Source organism: Bacteroides sp. 1001302B_160321_D4 (genome assembly GCF_015667765.1).
Taxonomy (GTDB): domain Bacteria; phylum Bacteroidota; class Bacteroidia; order Bacteroidales; family Bacteroidaceae; genus Bacteroides; species Bacteroides xylanisolvens.
In genome coordinates this window covers 1-20167 of sequence record NZ_JADPLO010000017.1, presented here as the reverse complement: position 1 = coordinate 20167, position 20167 = coordinate 1, and the positions used below count along the sequence as shown (strand labels likewise).

The window sequence follows — 20167 nt, the reverse complement described above, 5'->3', positions numbered from 1 at the left end:
GAACATAAATTTCAATCATAAGAAAAGATGAAAACATTGACTTCAAACAAAGCTTTCTGGCTGTTATTAGTCATTTGCGTAGTTACTATCCTGCCTTTCCTCGGCTTGTCGGAATACCACACGAAAGGTGAGCCTCGCGAAGCTATTGTTTCCTATTCCATGCTGGATAGCGGAAACTGGATCTTACCCAGAAACAACGGAGGAGAAATGGCTTACAAACCGCCTTTCTTCCATTGGAGCATCGCTGCTGTATCAGCAGTAGTGAACGGAGGGCAAGTCACAGAAATGACCTCCCGCCTGCCGTCCGCCATCGCCTTGATTGCCATGACTCTCTGCGGCTTTCTGTTCTTTGCCAAAAGAAAAGGAGTGCAACTGGCGTTATTGGCCGCCTTTATTACCCTGACTAATTTCGAATTACACCGGGCCGGAGCCAACTGCCGGGTGGACATGGTATTGACAGCTCTCACCGTTGGCGCTCTATATTGTCTCTACAGATGGTATGAGAAGGGGCTCAAAGGTATTCCCTGGCTGGCCATTCTCCTGATGAGTTGCGGAACACTGACTAAAGGACCGGTAGGTACTATCATTCCATGCTTAGTTGTAGGCATATTCTTGTTGCTCCGAGGTGTCAACTTCTTCAAGGCATTCCTGCTGCTTTCCGCCTGGGCTATCCTTTCTCTCATCCTGCCTATCTGCTGGTATGTAGCTGCTTACCAACAAGGTGGAGAAGAATTCCTCGCATTAGTGATGGAAGAAAACCTCGGCCGTATGACGAATACCATGAGTTATGATTCATGCGTGAACCCCTGGCACTATAATTTTGTGACCTTGTTTGCCGGATATGTTCCCTGGACACTGTTAATCGTACTTTCTCTGTTCAGCCTGACTTACCGTAAGTTCAATATCCAGCCAGCCGCCTGGTGGAAACGTTTCACTGCTTGGATAAAGAATATGGATCCGGTGGATTTATTCTCTTTCACCAGCATCGTCGTCATCTTCGTTTTCTACTGCATTCCGCAGAGCAAACGCAGCGTCTACCTGATGCCTATCTATCCTTTCATTGCTTATTTTCTTGCCAAATATCTATTTTATCTGGTCAAGAAGCAATCCAAAGTCATCAAAGTATATGGAAGTATTCTTGCGGCAATCAGCCTGTTGCTGTTCACTTGCTTCATTGTGTTAAAATGCGGGCTCATCCCTGAAACAATCTTCCATGGCCGTCACGCACAGGACAACATTAATTTCATGCGCGCCATACAGAATATCAGCGGTGCAGGGGCCTTGTTGCTGATTTCCGTTCCTACCGTCCTCGGTATCTACTGGTGGTTCTATCAACGGAAACATGCATTGAGCAACCGCTTCCTGTATGCCCTCGTCGTGCTTACCATGGGATTATACCTTGCATTAGACGGTGCTTATCAGCCAGCAGCATTAAATTCGAAATCCGTCAAATTCGTCGCTGCAGAGATCGAAAAGATTGCGCCGGAAAGCGAAGGAACTATGTACGAATTCATTGAAGAAAGTCTGCATGCAGCAGGTGACCCTGTACATTACTTCGAGATTAATTTCTACCTGAATAACCGTCTCGACAACTTCTACCAAAAACGTCCTGCCAAAGGTTTCTTGTTGATCGGCACCAATGACGCAGAGAAATATCTTCCTGAATTTGAGAAAGAGGGGTATCAGTTCGAACAGGTTTACGAATCTCCTAAACGAGTGCTCCGGCAAATAGCCAAAGTATACAAGTTCATTAAAAACGAACAGCCTGAAAAAACCGAAACTACTCCTATTGTTGAGTAAAAGGGACAGAATTTACCGTTTTTCCATGCTTCACAAGGAACTCTGCCGATTGGAGCATGGAAAAACTATATTCTTTTAAAGGCAAAAAGCGATCATCCATCGGAACGGCTTTCAATTTGCCATTGTCTATATGATAAGTAAATTCCTGCTGCGTCTCGTAATTATAAAGATACAATAACGTATCATTGCGTCCCACAATCATATTGTCGGCAGTATAAAACATACAGGGACGTTCTTCTTTCAGCAAATCCACTCCAAAATTATTCTGTAGATAATCAATATTCAACAGCCCCAATATCGTAGGCTGTATATCTACCTGACCTCCAAAAGTGTTTTTCTCTTCCGGATGAATACGGCTGGAGTAAATCATCAGCGGGATATGGTTATAAGATTCCGGCAGCTCACATTCGGCGTCTCCCACCAATTTGCCATGATCTCCTTCCAACACAAATATCGTATTATCAAACCAGGGCTGTTTACGTGCCTCTTCAAAAAACTTACGCAAAGCCCAATCCGCGTACTCAACAATCTGCGTCTCGGGTTCACTCGTTTTCGGATGGAAGAAAGGAGGTATCACATACGGCGGATGATTGCTGATGGACAGCAAAGTAGCAAAGAAAGGCTCTCCGGTGGCAGCCCGCTGATTCAATACCGGAATTGCATAGTCATACAGGAAATCATCCTGTACTCCGAAGCTATTCACAACCTTATCAGCCGGATAATTTTCTTGTGAGAACACTTCATCATAGCCGTTTGTCCGGAAAAAAGCGTTCATATTATCATACTGCCCTTCGTGCGTCATAAAGAAAAGGTTATAATAACCGTTTTCTTTCAGGACAGTAGGCAGTCCCGAATAGCGGGGAATGACAGAGCCTTTCATGAGGTTTCGTTTCATCATCGCCGGGAAAGAATATAAGGTGGCATACAAACCATGATTCGTATGGATTCCTGCCGAATAGAAATTACGGAAGCTAATAGAACGGGTATACAGACTATCCAGGAAAGGAGTCAGCGTTTCTGATTGCCCGAAATGCTTCATCAGTTTACTGGACATGGATTCCATCATAATCAGTACAACATTGGGGCGACCTTGCTGCACACTATCTGCTTTTGAAGCATGTCTGTACACAGCCAACGGTGAGACAGCTACCTCTCCCTGACGGTTGAGCAGAGCTTGCGCCTTAGTTATGGCTTCCTGCTCATCCATCAGATGCAAGTATTTATTTTCAGGACGCATATCATCCATCACACTCGTCAACAGATTAAAAGTCGGACTTACTCCCAATTGATTCAGAAAAGCATCCTGACAGAAATATGCCGCACTCACTTTGATCGGATTATAACCTGTACGCCCCCGAATTCCAAAGATGCAGAGGCCGATCAGACAAGCTCCGACCAGAACCACAACTCCTCTCTTCCAAAATGGGAACGAAACGGAAATGGTAAGGCTACGACGATGGAAATAACGCGACAGCCAGACAAGCCATACTATGAACCCGGCCAAGAAGAGCAGGAATAATCCGATGGACAAGTAATAGGCACTTTCTCCCAATATCATTCCGGCGGTAGTTCCTGCATAACCGAACCATTCGAATATAGAAGAATTGATATGCTTAAAGAAATAGGCAAAGTAGGGTATGTCCGACGCACTGATTAAATAGACCAGTCCATAAAACACACTGAAAAAGATTGTGAAAAAACGGAACAATGCTTTCCCATAGTAGTTGCAGACTCCACACACCACCGCAATTGCCAGCGGCAACAGAAGTATGTAACAACCGATCACATTATCAAACCAGACACCATGCACAAAAGCAAGCATTGAAAGGCTCTTATCCGACAAGGCTTCAGAAGTCAATTGATGATAGGATGAGATAAAAAGTACCAGGCGAAACAGTCCTGCGATCAGCAAAGCCGAAACATGTATCGTAAGTATATATACAATAAGATTTAGAAAACGTTTCATAATAGCCTTTTCTTTTTATGAATTAAATGAAAGAGATTTAATAAAATTATTTTCTCCCTTTGTAGATATAAACGAAATGAAGAATTAGGAAATTGATAGGTACTACAATTATCATCACCAGTATCGGCGCCAGAAGTTCGCCTGCCCCCATCCAAAGGAAGAGATTCAACAAACCAATCTCAAGCAGATAATTAATCAGATGACTAAAGCCAAACCCAACCGCATTGCGAGACGAGGGCTTGGAACGAAAAGTAAAAAAGGTAGTCAGGAAATAATTGCAAATAAATCCGACGGCATAACCTGCCGTAAAAGAGATATTGGCGTTTGCAACCAGTAAAACCAGACAATACACTCCGTAATGAATAGCCGAGGATACAGTGCCGACAACTCCGAAACGAACAAATTGCCAAAACTTATCCCGCCAGTCCGGATGCCTGTCAAATATAGCTTTACTTATCTTGGTCATCGTATAGTACTTCTTCCACATTATAAAGCGGACGACGTTTTACTTCTTTATAGATTTTCCCAATATACAACCCGACAGCTCCTATTGACATTAGAACAATTCCACCGACAAACCAGACAGACAACATCAAAGATGCCCAGCCATGCTCAGCCGTACCCGAAATTAAAGAATACAAAACATAAATTCCTATCAGTATACTGATAAAAACAAATATAATTCCCAGATAAACAATACCGTAAATCGGCTTCACCGAGAAAGAGGTTATTCCGTCCAAGGCCAGGCTGAACATCTTTCTCACTGTATATTTGGAGGTTCCGGCTGTCCGTTCCCGGATCACATCATCTACCGTAGTGGAAGGGAAACCCAGTAATGGGATAATACCACGCAAATAGACATTGCGCTCTTGATAATGAGACAACTGTTCCAGTACTCTCCTACTCAAAAAACGAAAATCCGCATGATTGTAGATTGTCTCTACTCCCATCCGGTGCTGTAATTTATAAAAAGCGGTTGCGGAAAGACGTTTCAGCATCGGATCTGCCTGGCGGGATACTTTCACCCCGTATACAACATCATATCCTTGTGTATAAGCATCGATCATCTCCTCAATCGCATTCAGATCATCCTGCAAATCGGCATCAATGGTAATAACGGCATCGCTCCAATCTTTAGCGGTCATCATACCGGCCATGATAGCATACTGATGTCCCACGTTGCGAGCCAGGTTCATTCCTTTTATATATGGATTCGTCCGGTGCAGTTGTTTAATAATGCTCCATGTACGATCTTTACTGCCATCATTCACAAAGAGCACAAAACTGTCGGCACTGATCTTTTTTTTCGCCACCAAGTCATCAAACAAAGCTGTCAAACGGGTGGTTGACTCTTCCAACACTTCCTCCTCATTATAGCAGGGGGATACAATAGCCAATTTAATCATTTTTCGTCCGGTTTATTTAGTTCAGCCAGTTTTATCTGCGCAAACTCCGAGTAAGTCATAAAAGGATAGCCTTTTTCTTTCAGGTTGCGGATAAGCATATCCAAACGTTCCTCCATTCCTTTGCCGGAATGGTTGCGGATGATAAAAGGCATTTTAAATTCAGGATGTTCACCCAACGGATAGAACTCCCATGGGTGGAAATAGGTCACAAAATATCCGTCATGTTTCAATACCCGGTTTACCAGGCTTTGATAAAGCCACATCGGCAGATTATGACAAGACAGCCAAAATAGCGGGAAACGAATCCATGGAGTTACAGAAGCCGGGATTTGAAGTAGTTTGCCTGTCATAAAGCAGGTACGCGGCTCTGATAAATGCATATATCTTCCGGGGATAAATGCGGGATTCAGTGAGGAGTTGTACACATACCCCATTCGTTCAAGTTCTGTATCTGATACGGGAAACATACGCGGTTGGCGATAGCCTTCTATCGTTCTGCCGGTAAGACGTTCCAAGATTTCTTTTGAACGGCTGACATCGGAAGCCTGCGGCTGCCAATGGTCACATCCATGCGCAGCCACTTCATGTCCTTCGTCCATAATGCGCCGCATCACCTCCGGCGCATTTTCTGCAAAATTGCTTGTACAGAAGAAGGTAGCTTTCACCCCGTTTTTTTTCAGGCAGTCCAGTATCCGGTTCGTACCATAGACTGATACTTTCATCGCTTCATCCAGCGGAAAGTCTACGCCATGTTCACGAGGTACATCAAATTCTTCTGTATCAAAACTTAATAATATCATTGCATTATCAAAAAATTACAATTGCTGCATTACAGTTGTTGCATATCATGCAGGCGTTTGTAATAGCCGTTTAATTCTATAAGTTCCTCATGCTTACCACGTTCTACAATTTCTCCTTCATATAACACGCAGATTTCATCTGCATTCTTAATAGTAGAAAGACGGTGGGCAATAGCAATCGTTGTACGTGTTTTCATCAAACGTTCCAACGCTTCCTGCACGAGACGTTCTGATTCGGTATCCAATGCAGAAGTAGCCTCATCGAGAATCAGAATCGGAGGGTTCTTCAGGATGGCACGGGCGATACTGATACGCTGGCGCTGACCACCGGACAATTTACCACCACGGTCACCGATATTCATGTTATATCCTTCCGGTTTCTCCATGATGAAATCATGTGCATTGGCAATCTTTGCTGCCTCTACCACTTGTTCCATTGTCGCATTCTCCACACCAAAAGCAATGTTATTGAAGAATGTATCATTAAACAAAATAGCTTCCTGGTTTACATTACCAATCAGACTACGCAAATCAGCAATACGCACGTCGCGGATGCTCGTTCCGTCAATGGTAATATCACCTTCCTGTACATCATGGTAACGTGGCAACAAATCGACTAAGGTAGATTTACCGGAACCAGACTGTCCAACCAGTGCAATCGTTTTTCCTTTGGGAACTGTCAAATTTACATGTTTCAGTACCTCTCTTTTACCATCATAGCTGAAAGAAATATCTTTAAATTCAATCTTGTCATTCAAACCTTTCAACGGTTTCGGATTCGGAATCTCTTTAATCTTATTCTCCGCTTTCAGGATTTTATCAACACGTTCCATAGAAGCCAAACCTTTCGGAATGTTGTATCCTGCTTTAGCAAAGTCTTTCAACGGATTGATTACACTATACAAGATAACCATATAGAAGATAAATGTAGGAGCATCAATCGTGGCATTCTTGCCTAAAATCAATGTACCACCAAACCACAGTACGGCTACAATCAGAATGGTTCCCAAAAACTCACTCATCGGATGTGCCATAGCCTGACGTATAGCAACCTTGTTTGTTGCATCCCGAAGTTCGTTACTACATTTGGTGAAGCGGTTAATCATTTTATCTTCCGCAATAAAAGCCTTGATGATGCGCAAACCTCCCAGTGTTTCTTCCAATTGCGACATCGTATCACTCCACTTTGCCTGTGCTTCCAGTGACTGGCGTTTCAGTTTTCTTCCGACCACTCCCATCAACCAGCCCATTCCCGGCAATACAATAATAGTAAAAAGAGTCAACTGCCAACTAACAGCAACCAATGTCACGAAATATATAATAATCAGGATTGGACTCTTCATCAACATATCCAACGAACTAGTAATGGAGTTTTCCACCTCTCCCACGTCACCACTCATACGGGCTATGATATCCCCCTTTCTTTCTTCAGAGAAAAAAGACATTGGCAGACGCATAACCTTAGCATATACCATAATACGAATATCACGTACCACTCCTGTACGCAATGGAATCATCACAGCTGAAGAAGCAAAGTAACAACCGGTTTTAAACAATGTCATCACCATCAGGAACAATCCCAAGAAAATAAGAGCCACAGTGGGACCATTATCCACTATCATTTGAGATATGTAATAATAGAAGTTATTCTTGGCAACATCTGCTAAATCACCACTACCCCATTCCATAAAATGGTATACTTTATCCGCTCCTTCTGTTTTAAACAGAATACTCAAAATAGGAATCAAAAAAGTAAATGAGAACACGTTGAATACAGCAGACAAAATATTCAGCAAAATAGCCCAGCCGATATACTTCTTATAAGGCGACACGAAACGTCGCATTAGTTGTAGAAATTCCTTCATTATTTACCATTAAAAAAGTTAAGACCGCAAAGATACAATAAAACTGATTAACAGGCAGTAGTTTCAGCTAATTATTAACGCGATTTATCGAAAAGCACGTTTCAACAAACAAAAAACGACTCAATAATTCTCTTTCAACCAAATACCCAAGAAACGATCATATATTTGATACACTCCCTTTTCCTGGGTCACAAAATCCTTTTCTAATAATCCTTTCAATGCTGCCTGCACAGAACTGGCTGAAGCCAGTCTGTATTTCTTTATGAAAGCACCGGAAGTGATAGCTTTCGCTTTTCCCTCTTTAGTGATAGCAATCAGTAACTCCTTTTGCTTTTCCGGCAAACGAAAAAGGATTTCCGAATAAGTATATCTGAATGAATCAATAATCTGCCGAATAGCCTCTGACACCATTTCCACTTTACAGACTCCGTGCTCCGGGGTCATATCATAAAGTGTATTCAATACTTTTTGTATATACCATGTGACTCCTTCAAACTGTTGATAAACTGTGGTAACAGCACTTTCTTCCATTTCTTTGCCTGCACGTTTGAAATGCATACATGCAAAACGAATGTATTCTTCTAAAGGAATACTTTCCAAATGCATCATTGACACACTTTGATAAAAAGGTCTGGAAGGCGTCAAAAACATATTCCCCATCACATGACGCTGACTCCCGGCAAAAATAAAACGCGCATTATTACAATGCTGCACATAAGTCCGGAGAGTAGCCTCTACATTTTTCTCTGCATACCCGGTAATCTGCTGAAATTCATCAATGGCAATCAAACAAGGCTTATCCGCTTGCTCTAAATACCGGAAAATTTCATCGAGCGTAGTAGCCGGAGCTTGTATATCTCCTAATCCCAAATTCAAAGAAGGCATACCATTCACATCAAAAGAGATACTGGCCTGCAAAGATTTCACACATTCCCAAAAACCATGCAAAGCTTTCTTCCCCACAGGTTTCAGTACTTCCAAAATCTCTTTACTAAGTGCAAATACCAAGTCGCGCAATGACCGGCTGTCATATATATCAATAAAGAAGGTGTAATAATCCTGCTTAATTTCAGGAAACTGAAAGCAATGACGGATCAGGCCCGTCTTTCCCATTCGTCGGGTAGAGACAAGAGCCAGGTTATTCCCATTCATCACTTCGCGTACCAACTGTTCGCTTTCCTGCTGACGGTCACAAAAATAATCAGCAGACACATATCCACTTGTTATAAAAGGATTTCTTATCATAGTCTTCGTATATCTCACGTTATTACGCAAAGATAATTATTATAAAATAATAAAATGCACATCTCGTGCATTATTTCATCATCCCCCTTGCCCAACAGCCACCACATGATAATAAACTCCGCGTGTTTTCCTGAATGACTTTACTCCCAGCTTCTGCAAAATACGCCCGAAATAATTAACCTGTCCGGAAGAAATCTTCATTTTACTTGCCTTTTGTATCCGCTGAAGTATATCTGCAGCAAGTAACCATTCTCCCTCTTCTTCCTCTTCCGCTACCCGGTAATACACCTGGAACAACTGCTCGATTGCCGGCGACTGCTCAAACTCCCGGTTCGCCTCCGTCATAATAGCCTCTTCCTTCTCATCAAACCAGTAACGTTCATTACTACGCAGCAGTGCCATTGCCTGGGCATACAATTGCTCATAATCAATAGGGCGGACCACATCAATCACTCCAGTCACCTCAACACCGATAAAACGACGACTGCCGGAAGTATCCGTCAGTAAATCTTTATGGTTGCTCGTACCTATAAAAGAAGCATACCGACGAAGTTCCTCCACAGCCGAAGCATTCGGTCGCCGTGTGTTGACAACAGGCTTTTGCAGAATATGTTTGAGGAAAGACTGCTGATTGATGCCAATCTGATCGAACTCATCCATATTAATCAATAAAAAGCGATTCAAATATAGTTCGGCATCCCGTTTCCGACTGAAATCAATACTATCCGTATAATAAGCCTGCAAGCATGGAGGCAAAATCAACCGGCAAAATGTAGACTTACGATAAGCCTGTGGACCTATCAATATAGGAGAAGTGCTATTTGCATGATTCTTTCCCATTCCACGCCAATGCGCTATCATACTAAGAAACCAACGACGAAACAATTGCGCCCAATGAGGATGATCGCAAGGAACTCGCTTGGCAAGATCGCCGATGTGATCCTTACCATCCCAATGAGGAAGGTCATAAAGGAATTCCTCGATAGGCTGATAAACCGGCACATGATCCGAATTCAGGTAACGTACCACGTCTTTATCCCACAGCTTAAGCCCTTCATAATGTGCATTCATTGCAATACTTGCCATCAATCGTTTATCCACCGGATGAAAATAAAAATTAAAACTGTTCCGTTCACGACATTCCACTTGTGACGTCAACTGGTTGAAACGAAAATCATAACGCCGTTTCATAAACTCATCCATCTGCATGACAAATAATTGTTCCGGCAACAGACTACTTTTACTCGCAAATCCCTCACAAGTGCGGTATACATTTCGCACGGTTCCCCGAACCAATGTATCGTCCTTTGGCAAACGATAATGGGCACGAGACCATCGCACTGTATCTTCCTCAGGAATACCGGCACGGAAACAATGTCCTGCTAGGTTAATCAACAGCGATTGTTTGTCTCCTTCCGGTTGATAATCAGTCTCTTCATCCAACGCACGTGCAAAAGCAGCTTCGAAAAGGACAGAAAGCGCATTACACTTTTCATATCCCGGTGCAAGCCGTTGCAACGGTGAAGTTTCCGTTTGCACCCGTTCGCGATAAGTCACCTCACCCGGCATAGCGGCAGGCTGCTTCATATAAATAGGCATTGCTTCGGGATTAAAATACAAATGCGGGTCAAAAGTTAAACGACAATATTGCTCCAACGAAGGTACTTTCAGTTCGATATCATAAGGAAGTTGTGGCTGATAAAATTTCACTGCCAACCGATAGGCATGCGCATGAAAAAGCTCCGCTTCTTCACTAGTTGTCGGCAAACGATCATTGGGATAAGTAAAGCGCACCCATACTTTCACAGACTTTCCGGAAGAACCGGTGAAAGCTAAGTAAGTCTGCGGAAGCTCCTTTACCCGTTCTTTCACCTCATCCGCCTCCATGTGTCCGGACAAGTTGTTGACCTGAATCATCACAATTCCATTGTATTCACTCATCGTCGTTATGCCGCCTTTACGAAAAAAGGCGGCTGCAGGTATCAGCTTCGGCACTTTCTGTACATAGTCATTTTTATCACCCGGAAGCATAAAAGGCAGGACTTCTCTCATTTTTGAGACGGGCTGTGTTTTAGTTTCCACTTTCATTTGCTCCACGAGCTGTTCAATTCTCAACGTACGCATAGTGTTCACCTTGCCATCGTCTCTTACCAGTGTTATTCTCATTACTTTATTTATTTGTCCTGCATGTGTTTTGTAGGGCGATTATTACGACACAAATATACTGTAAATATTCCACACAAACAACTTTTCAGAGAATACTTATTTCATCTTTCTACTAGAAAAGATTTGGTTCTTAATCAAATTCCGTGCTAGTAAAGCTCATTGAAAGGCCGATGGATAAAGGGATATCGGCATATTAGAAATAACAAATAAATTATCCAAACTATATGCATCTTAAAGTACTCCAGAATAGCCATGAATAAGGTAATTGAACATAAATAAGTAGCACGGAATTTGATTAAGAACCAAAGATTTTTCAATTCTATTTCTCATGTTCTCATAGATTTCAGATAAAGCACATATAATCAAAGAAGTACATTATGAGAAACGTTTTTAAAACAGGTGTTTCTCATACTATCCTCATCGATTTTCTTCAAAAAACCGCTATTTCTCATACTCTTTCAGGGTATTTCTCATAGTCAGACACAACTATTCTCCTGTTTATCCGCCAAGCTTATCTTAGAAAACAGCTAGCTATTTCTTTCATGCAAACAACTAGTTAATTACTTGTTTTTCACCTAATAATGTCGTATCTTTGAAAGAGCATCCCAATCGTTCTACTGGAGTGCACAGGCCTGTTCACTACAGTAAAAAGTTCTGTCTACTAGAGTGAAAAGAACCGTTCACTGTAGTGGAACAATCAGGATGGCGGTTGAATAATAAAAGAATAAAAGCAAGATACACTAAGAGCATCAGTACATAACATATAAATAACCATTAAATTAAAACAAAGATGGCAATACAATTCGAGTTTTATAAGAATCCCCAACCGGAAAAAGAAGGGGAAGAACCTAGTTATCACCCACGGGTGGTTAATTTTCAACATGTGACCACTCAAAAGCTGGCAAGAGAAATCCACATGGCAACTACTTTCGGGAAAGCAGAAGTAGAAGCCATGTTAATGGAATTGAGTAGATGCATGGGCAACCATCTGTGCGAGGGAGAACGAGTACATCTGGATGGAATCGGCTATTTCCAGATTACATTGCAAGCTACCGAACCCGTGCACTCGCTTACCACTCGTGCTGACAAAGTGAAGCTTAAGTCCATTAACTTCCAGGCTAACAGAGATTTAAGGAGTTTGTGCATGAGCACTCATCTACGACGTTCAAAATACAAGCCACATTCCGCTTCTCTTTCTGAAGAAGAGATCGACAAGAAACTTACTGCCTATTTTGCAACTCATCCTGTATTAACCCGTAGTAATATGCAGTCGCTCTGCTGTTTCACTCAAAGTATGGCCAGTAGGCAAATCCGTCGCCTAAAGGCAAAAGGCAACTTACAGAATATAGGTAAGCCCACACAGCCTATTTATATACCAACACCGGGCCATTATGAGAAATGAGTTCAACAGGTATGAGAAATAAGCCAAATCAAGGTCTATTTGCGAATAAAACTATGAGAAATACCAATTTTAAAAGTATTTCTCATAGCTTACTTTATTAATTATCTGCCATTTAAATCAAATCTATGAGAATATGAGAAATGGATATCTTATTTCCGGTTCTTCGTCAAATTTGGTGGTAAATTCTTTATCTCTTTATTTCCAAGTTAATAATTATCCCTTTTTACTCACTTTCATAAGAAAATATAGGCACTGACTGAATTAGCTAAATGAGCGGAGAAAAACTTACCACCAAATTTGACGAAGAACCTTATTTCCGGCGCAGGCAGTTCAATTTTCGACCAACCACTTCTCTATATTTCTTGTTTGAGCACTGAAATTCACACCAATCTTAAAAAGTTTTCGTGAATCCGTTTCAAATGGTCGGGAATAATGCTTGTCATTTATCTGTTGCAGAGCTTCTTCCGCTGTACCATTCAGTTTAAATTCCATAATGTAAATGAACTTGTCAGTCTGCAATACCATATCCACACGGCCTTCACTCGTATGATATTCCGCTTTTACATAAAAACCGACCAGTTTACATACAATATAAAGTACATTCTGATAATGTAACTCCAATTCGCGGGCAAGCTCGTATGGAATATCAGAAAAGAAACTTTGCAGACGACGGAAAAAAGATTCGTAATCACCAGCACGTACCTCACGAACGAATTTCTGAATTTCAAAGGGAGATTCCACTTTATTGACGTTCGCATAATAAGGAAGCAGAAAACGGATAAATCCTTCCTCCACTTCACGATTAGGAAAACCTAAACGGTAAATACCAAATTCTTCATCATACCCTTTAATGGTAAGGTACCCGCTCTGATAGATTACCGGAATAGGATTGGTAGATTCAGAATCTATACTGTTCAGTACCTGTTCATCGGTTTCTTCATGAGCCATCCGATGAAGGTCGTAATGGTGTTTCTTCAGCAATTCCACCAAATAAGTGGGAGTACCTGTTTCAAACCAGTAGCTTTTAAACTCATTCCTATCAAAAGCCAAAAGCAGACTGAAGGGATTGTACATTCCTTTGGAATTGTGCGTGAAATGATAACCATCATACATTTCTTTCAACCGGACACATATCTCTTCATACGTCACTCCCTGCACATTGGCAAACTCATGAAGCTCGGCATCCAGATTATCGTATAGTTCCTGTTCGCTCACACCACAAATGTCTATATACTTATTCCACATTGAAATGTCATTCAGGTTATTCAAATCACTGAATACACTGACTTTACCGAACTTGGTAACTCCCGTCAACAAAGCAAATTTGATACAGCCGTCCTGACTTTTCAATGCGCCGTAGAAGGCTTTCAATGTATTGCGGAAACTCTTTTGCAAAACATCATCACCAATAGCCTGCAGCATTGGCTTATCATACTCATCCACCAGGATCACCACACTTTGCCCCTCTTGCTGACAGGCACGCTTAATAATCCCCTCAAAACGCATCGCTAAAGATTTCTCCGAGGGCTCTTCGCCATATATCTTCTCCCATTCCACCAACGCCCCATTCAGTTTATTCTCCAAACTTTCCGGAGTATCGTATTTTTCCGTATTAAGATCAAGATGTAATACAGGATATTTTACCCAATCTTTTTCCAGCTTCTCCATAGCCAGTCCTTCAAAGAGTTCCCGCTTTCCTTGAAAGTAGGCTTCAAGCGTAGAAATAAGCAGACTTTTGCCAAAACGGCGCGGCCGACTCAAAAAATAGTAGCTTCCGGTTTTCACCAGTTGATAAACCAATGCTGTTTTATCTATATAAAAATAGCCACCTTTACGAATTTTTTCAAAATTCTGTATACCGATAGGGTAAATCTTGCCACTCATATTTCAATCTGTTTAAGTTCACATCGTACAAATATACATATTATCTCAATATAAAAAACCAAATGCCCAGAGAGGAACCACATTACGCATTCCGTACTCAATATCATCTTTCACAACATACGCATTCTCCACATCATGCACCTGCTTCTGCGACTTATTCTTTCCACCTACTTCAAAGGTATAACCACCCACCGTAAAATCAGCAACTTCTGATGTGGTTACCGGACAAACAACTCGCAAAGTAGAAAAGAAAAATGTTTCACGCACGTTACCAATATCCGGTGTATTGTCAGAAAGCGCATAAGCCAAATTCGTATTATTCAGATACACCTTGTCCACTTTACCTAAAAGTCTGACACCTTCCGTCTCTGCCCGAAGCTGATTAATTATTCCAGCCTTTTCCAGATAACACATCAAATCAGAAACCGTATTTCTATTCATATCAAGCAAAGTCGCCAACTTGGTAAAATTAGGTTTAAACGGAACACTTTTCGCTATGATATACAACAGTCTTTTCAATTTCAATGCTGTTGCTATATTCATATTCGCAAAAGTCGGTATATCATTTTACAAAGTCTGCTTAATGATACTTTGTAAACGAAGCAAATATCCCTTTTCCTATAAGCCTACTACTCCACTCTATCTCATCATGGAGATAACGGATAAAATCAGTAGATATGTTGCTAAGCAACATCCGGTATGACCTATAAAGTGTATCCATCATTTCTTGTTTTGGGGTTATACAGACAAATATAGAGTAATTTGCCGAATAGAACTAGCATTTTCTAGAAAAACTGCAGGTTTCATTCGGCAATTTCACTCGAGCCTTACCATTAACCGCTTATCCACGCTTATTTACGTCCCACAAACATTATGAGAAATGAATATTTTCTACAGGTTCCTCGCTAATACAGGAAGCCGACAATCCAAATCGGCAATTTACACCTGTAAGGTGTTTCTATTCCATCAGCTAAAATATAAGAATCAGACATATCTGTAATCAGATCATACGTTTTACCTTGATAATCAAGAAATAACAAAGAGCTAAATGATAACTTGCATTTGTCCTTCTATATTCTTATTTTTGTAGACTGAAGTACAAAAACGAAAAGCATGATTGACACAACGGCTAAGATAGCTGCAAACGCACAAATAGGAAAAGGAACTATTATTGAAGAATTTACAGTCATCGCTCCCAATGCTAAAATTGGAGACGAATGCAAAATTCATCGTAATATATTTATTGATTCAAACGTAATAATCGGAAACAGAGTCAAAATACAAGATAATGTTATGATTCCTCATGGCGTGACATTGGAAGACGGAGTCTTTGTCGGGCCATCGGCATCTTTCACAAATGACAAATATCCACGTTCCATAAATCCTGACGGAACATTAAAATCATCCGAAGATTGGGACGTCAGCGAGACTGTGGTTAAATATGGCGCTTCTATCGGAGCCAACGCTACAATTTTGTGTGGGGTAACTTTAGGAGAATGGTGCATGGTTGCTGCTGGTGCCGTTGTCACCAAAGACGTCCCAGCATATACCTTGGTAGCTGGAAATCCTGCAAAAATTGTAGGACCTGTAAATTTCTGATCTTTGAACAAACACCTATCAAAACATCCATATTATGGAAAACAATCTAATTCAAGCGACAGTGGACTATGTTCATAATCTGGACTGGAGTGATATCTTCACAAATATTACTTCAAACAAACTTCTCTTTCTCTTATCTATCGCGATACCAGTAATCATTCCATTGTTCAATATCTACAAAAGAATTGTAAGGATCAGAAAAATTGTAATATTAAGAGTTTTGAATTGGATGTTAGTGTCACAAGTCGATCTGGCACGATATAAGATAAGAGCCATATTTGACATTACCCTGTTTGTTATAACAATAATCATTTTCTTTATAACCGATGGCCAATACAGGTGGTATGCAATGATACCAGTCGGAGGGATAGTAATCACCGAATGCTGCGCCAATTACAAGCATATACTACAACGGATACCGTTCAAACGAATAAAAGAATTTCCCTATCTTAAATATGAACAAGCTGCACTAATTATCCCCAAAGGATTAGTCGGTATATTGTCCACCACATTAAAGGAAGTAAAAGACATACCTGCCAATCCCAGAATGATGAAGATTCATTTTGCCACTACTGACGAATCATACGAAACCCGCCAGGTGATAACAGATAAATCTATCATTGAAAGAATCATAAAGAACGAGATTGTTGCCTATTATGATAGTCTGACAGAAAAAATCAGGGAAAAAGGATATGACCGGAGTCAATTTTTCTATCTAGAAAATGAAAATGGGCACAAAGAATTTATATGTGATATATTAAAGGATATATATTCTCTGGAAAACGTTTATAATGCCATTATACAAGTCCAGTCAGATATCACAAAAGATGGTTCCATCCGCTTTATTGGTGATAAAGTGGGAATTAGAGGTTATAAACTGGAAAAAGGCGAACTTTTATTAGATATATACGAAACGGATCATTTTACATTTAAAGTTTTCAAAAAAATATTCAAGGACCGCAGATTCAAGAGAATCTTTCAAGAAATTATATGCAGAACCAACAAAGCAAATGATAACATAAAACTTTTGTTGGTAGAATCGCTAGCCTTCTTGTTTTCTTCTTTCGGGATTGATATAATTATCGGAGGCAGAGATGCCAGCGGAGCTAAAAAAATGTTGGTAGCAGCAAGAAGCGGAAATATAGAGAGCGACAACAGGTCCACTTTGCACGTCCCTGTCAATGAATCCTTTTCCCGGACAGATTTGGTTGAACACGACCAATATTATAGTCCTTATCATTGCGTACTTCGCGGCATTAAGGAAGAGTTAGGAATTCCGGAAGAAATCTGCAAAAAAACATCTGTATCGTTCCATGACTTTGCCATTGTATCCGATGAAGGAGAGATTGGCTTAGGATGTTACGTCGACTTTTCTTTTGTCATGCCGCTGGAAGAAGCGAGATTATATCCGGGACAAGACAAGTATCTTGAACTTGCTGATATCCTGATAGTACCTTATCCGCCTTTCAAATGGTCTCCATCCGCTTATGAAGATTATTTTTATAAAACGACAGGCAACGAAAAATTCTGTATGCAGTGGCAAAGTTTTACGACATTGTTATATCAACGAGCTATTTTAAGAAACGCCGAGGCGTCTATACCCATAATATGGTTAGTGGACTCTACTATTATACTGACTTTGCTTTTCTTATTGACAAATTATACTCAAATTGATTTAACGAGTACGATCATTTCTTTAATATTAGGAGGATTGGCACTCTTTATAATGAAACGATTCAACAATAAACCCGTACACAAGCTTACTTACGGAGAATTCCTGAAACCTTTCGTTCCTCAATGGAATGGGGATGTAAGAGTTTTACAGTCAACAATGCACTCTCAAATCGTCAAAGGATCAAGAAAGGAAACAAATCCCATAGCTGACGGCATCATGTTCGGGCTAAACAGTCCCTCCGGACAGAAACTGAAATTGTCCGACATTCATTTGCTTACTCCCCCATTCTGTACCGTCCGACGTGAATTCGTTAATTTTACAGAATATCCTATCAGCTTTTACTATGTCGCAGAAAAAAATGGAGATATCGGGAACTGCCTGTCTTTTATCAAGATACCATATGCTCTATCCAGCGACGACCTATCTTTGTTGTTAACTGTTAAAACAGAGAAAGGACATATTGTCTCCTACAATTTTACTAAACCCATCCATTCCGATATTATACTGGATTTTACTAATACACTAGATGAAAAACAGGTTAATACATTTAGTAAATATTATAGAATGAACAAAGATTTACTAAAAAATGTACAAATCGCTTCCTTAGATGAGAACTTTCAAAAAAGATGGTTTCCTTTGGATTTGTTTAATGCCGGTAACGACTACTTCTGGTCTGTCATCGACATGGAAGATGAACTGGAAAAACATGACAGTTATGATTTTGACTTTAAAATTGGCAAGAAGACCCAACCACGTGATTTGTATATGAAAGTGATCGCAAAGAACATGGATAGAAGCAGTTTTTCAATCAGACTTAATGGCAATTTAAAGGACATGGAAACTTTTTTATGCGCTTTCACCTCCAGAAATGACAATAGAAGGAAAATGAGTGATCTGGATATTTATATGATGCAGCTATTCCTTATCAGAATTGGAATAGTATATGCAAAAAAGAAATAGGAGCGATTATTTAACATTGAACATTTACATATAAGCAGAAAAGAATTCCCAATAAGGGATCAAGTGATTATTTAAAAAGAATGATTGCATACAAAATGGCTGAGAGAGACCTCAAACGACTAGTTATCAATGAATCTCTGACAACTACCCATTTCCTATTTATTTCCACCCACTAAAAACAGCGATATCCATTAGGCTGATAATATCATCCTCGTGACATCTTCCATAGTAGTATTTTAGTCTTGCATTACTTAGTTACCCCCTAGTATTTACTCATTTTTAATATTCAACCATAGACAAACAACTCGCAAAGTAGAAAAAAAATCAAAAATGAACGACAAAAAGAAACACCTAAGACGGTGCTTTCGCATCGCTGCACACGAATATAAGGATTTTTACCACAATAACAAGCGATAAACAATATTTCTTAAATGAAAAAGCCGTGCTCCACTCAACATATAGTGACACATTTTACCTAATAGATTAGTGACTGAAGCATTTTTTTATCACAGCAGTATCGCAATAAATATAGCTTCTCTGAGAATTTATAATAACGACTAGGTTTTCGATTATTCTCATTAATAATATAATTCATAGTTTGAAGATTGTTCTTCTCTAACACTCTTCTTTCTTTTGCTGACACTGGATAATTTACTATCGGCAGACAGTCTTTCCATTTTGTGAAAAATATTCGTGCATTAGTCAACCATTCATTATCCAATTTTGAATTACTAACATGCTCTATTAGAATATCATACACACATAATGATTTCAACCCCAGCATATAAACCTGCAATGAGATATCAAGATCGTAAAAATGAAATCCTTTGTAATTTATTTCATCAAATCTTATTTTATCAAAAACAGATTTCCTCATGCAAAAAAAACATCCATCCACTGCTACCACTTCTATGGCATTCGCATCTGCAATGGGTTTAAAGCAAGTATTATAAGTAATGGTTGGATCAGCTCTATTAGTATCAATAGAATACTGGCAAATTGCATCCTTTCCTGCATCTGTACTTCCGGGTCCCCACCAAATACCCGGTATTTGACTAATAAAACGTGGTCCAGAAATTCCAATAAGCCCTACTTTCAAATCTCTGAAATGATTTATCAGAAGCTTTCCCCAATCATTAGTGTAATGTAAAATATCTTCATGCATAAAACAGAGAAGTGGATATTGGCTCCTTTTGACCCCTTCGTTATAAGCACTAAATATATCATATTGACTTTTACTGTTATCAATACATATAATCTCATGAACAACCCCAACCGTATTCTCAATATTATCCTTCAATTCCTTAGAGATGGATTGAAACCTACTGCATATTATAATAGAAATCATATTTATTCAAATCAATTTTATATACTAAGATACTTTTATACGAATATCTCT

Annotated in this window: 14 protein-coding genes; 4 read left to right on the top strand and 10 right to left on the bottom strand. The window is 40.1% G+C overall.

Going from position 1 to position 20167, the window contains the following annotated elements:
* The first annotated feature begins 27 nt into the window (after nucleotides 1-27).
* Nucleotides 28-1800, top strand: coding sequence for an ArnT family glycosyltransferase (locus KFO40_RS08925; RefSeq protein ID WP_211146273.1), 1773 nt, complete (start codon nucleotides 28-30; stop codon nucleotides 1798-1800).
* Here the strand turns inward: KFO40_RS08925 and KFO40_RS08920 are convergent.
* The 7 genes from KFO40_RS08920 to KFO40_RS08890 all read right to left on the bottom strand — a co-directional run bounded on the left by KFO40_RS08920 (nucleotide 1787) and on the right by KFO40_RS08890 (nucleotide 11248).
* The gene (locus tag KFO40_RS08920) at nucleotides 1787-3766 is read right to left on the bottom strand and encodes an LTA synthase family protein (RefSeq protein ID WP_211146272.1); all 1980 of its coding nucleotides are present in this window, start codon (nucleotides 3764-3766) and stop codon (nucleotides 1787-1789) included. The genes KFO40_RS08925 and KFO40_RS08920 overlap by 14 nt on opposite strands.
* Before the next feature lie 46 nt (nucleotides 3767-3812).
* Entirely contained in the window at nucleotides 3813-4232 is a 420-nt protein-coding gene (locus KFO40_RS08915; RefSeq protein WP_032811961.1) for a GtrA family protein, read from the bottom strand.
* On the bottom strand, nucleotides 4216-5172 hold the full coding sequence (locus KFO40_RS08910) for a glycosyltransferase family 2 protein (protein ID WP_004314479.1): 957 nt from the start codon (nucleotides 5170-5172) through the stop codon (nucleotides 4216-4218). Before KFO40_RS08910 ends, KFO40_RS08915 begins: the two co-directional genes overlap by 17 nt.
* Nucleotides 5169-5972, bottom strand: coding sequence for a polysaccharide deacetylase family protein (locus KFO40_RS08905; protein WP_004314478.1), 804 nt, complete (start codon nucleotides 5970-5972; stop codon nucleotides 5169-5171). The genes KFO40_RS08910 and KFO40_RS08905 overlap by 4 nt, the downstream gene beginning before the upstream one ends.
* 29 nt (nucleotides 5973-6001) lie before the next feature.
* Nucleotides 6002-7837, bottom strand: a complete 1836-nt coding sequence (locus KFO40_RS08900) for an ABC transporter ATP-binding protein (protein ID WP_008770437.1) — start codon at nucleotides 7835-7837, stop codon at nucleotides 6002-6004.
* A gap of 120 nt (nucleotides 7838-7957) precedes the next feature.
* Nucleotides 7958-9082 carry an AAA family ATPase gene (locus KFO40_RS08895; protein WP_049701618.1) on the bottom strand — a complete coding sequence of 375 codons (1125 nt, stop codon included), beginning with the start codon at nucleotides 9080-9082 and terminating at the stop codon, nucleotides 7958-7960.
* A 78-nt stretch (nucleotides 9083-9160) separates the two neighbouring features.
* Nucleotides 9161-11248: a BT4734/BF3469 family protein gene (locus KFO40_RS08890; protein ID WP_151936179.1), complete on the bottom strand. Its 2088-nt coding sequence runs from the start codon at nucleotides 11246-11248 to the stop codon at nucleotides 9161-9163.
* 790 nt (nucleotides 11249-12038) lie between these two features.
* Here KFO40_RS08890 and KFO40_RS08885 point away from each other — a divergent pair.
* Nucleotides 12039-12650, top strand: coding sequence for an HU family DNA-binding protein (locus KFO40_RS08885; RefSeq protein ID WP_211146271.1), 612 nt, complete (start codon nucleotides 12039-12041; stop codon nucleotides 12648-12650).
* Nucleotides 12651-12980: 330 nt separating this feature from the next.
* On the opposite strand, the gene KFO40_RS08880 is transcribed toward KFO40_RS08885, so the two are convergent.
* Entirely contained in the window at nucleotides 12981-14534 is a 1554-nt protein-coding gene (locus tag KFO40_RS08880) for an ATP-binding protein (RefSeq protein WP_055236638.1), read from the bottom strand.
* Between the two features lie 45 nt (nucleotides 14535-14579).
* A complete protein-coding gene (locus KFO40_RS08875) occupies nucleotides 14580-15077 on the bottom strand; it encodes a DUF4143 domain-containing protein (protein WP_230297202.1) in 498 nt (165 codons plus the stop codon).
* Nucleotides 15078-15647: 570 nt separating this feature from the next.
* On the opposite strand from KFO40_RS08875, the gene KFO40_RS08870 reads away from it, so the two are divergent.
* Both KFO40_RS08870 and KFO40_RS08865 read left to right on the top strand, forming a co-directional pair.
* Complete coding sequence (locus KFO40_RS08870) at nucleotides 15648-16133, top strand: acyltransferase (protein WP_004314468.1); 486 nt, start codon at nucleotides 15648-15650, stop codon at nucleotides 16131-16133.
* A gap of 34 nt (nucleotides 16134-16167) precedes the next feature.
* Entirely contained in the window at nucleotides 16168-18768 is a 2601-nt protein-coding gene (locus KFO40_RS08865; protein ID WP_004314467.1) for a hypothetical protein, read from the top strand.
* Between the two features lie 475 nt (nucleotides 18769-19243).
* On the opposite strand, the gene KFO40_RS08860 is transcribed toward KFO40_RS08865, so the two are convergent.
* Entirely contained in the window at nucleotides 19244-20116 is an 873-nt protein-coding gene (locus KFO40_RS08860; protein ID WP_004314466.1) for a glycosyltransferase, read from the bottom strand.
* Nucleotides 20117-20167: the final 51 nt, after the last annotated feature.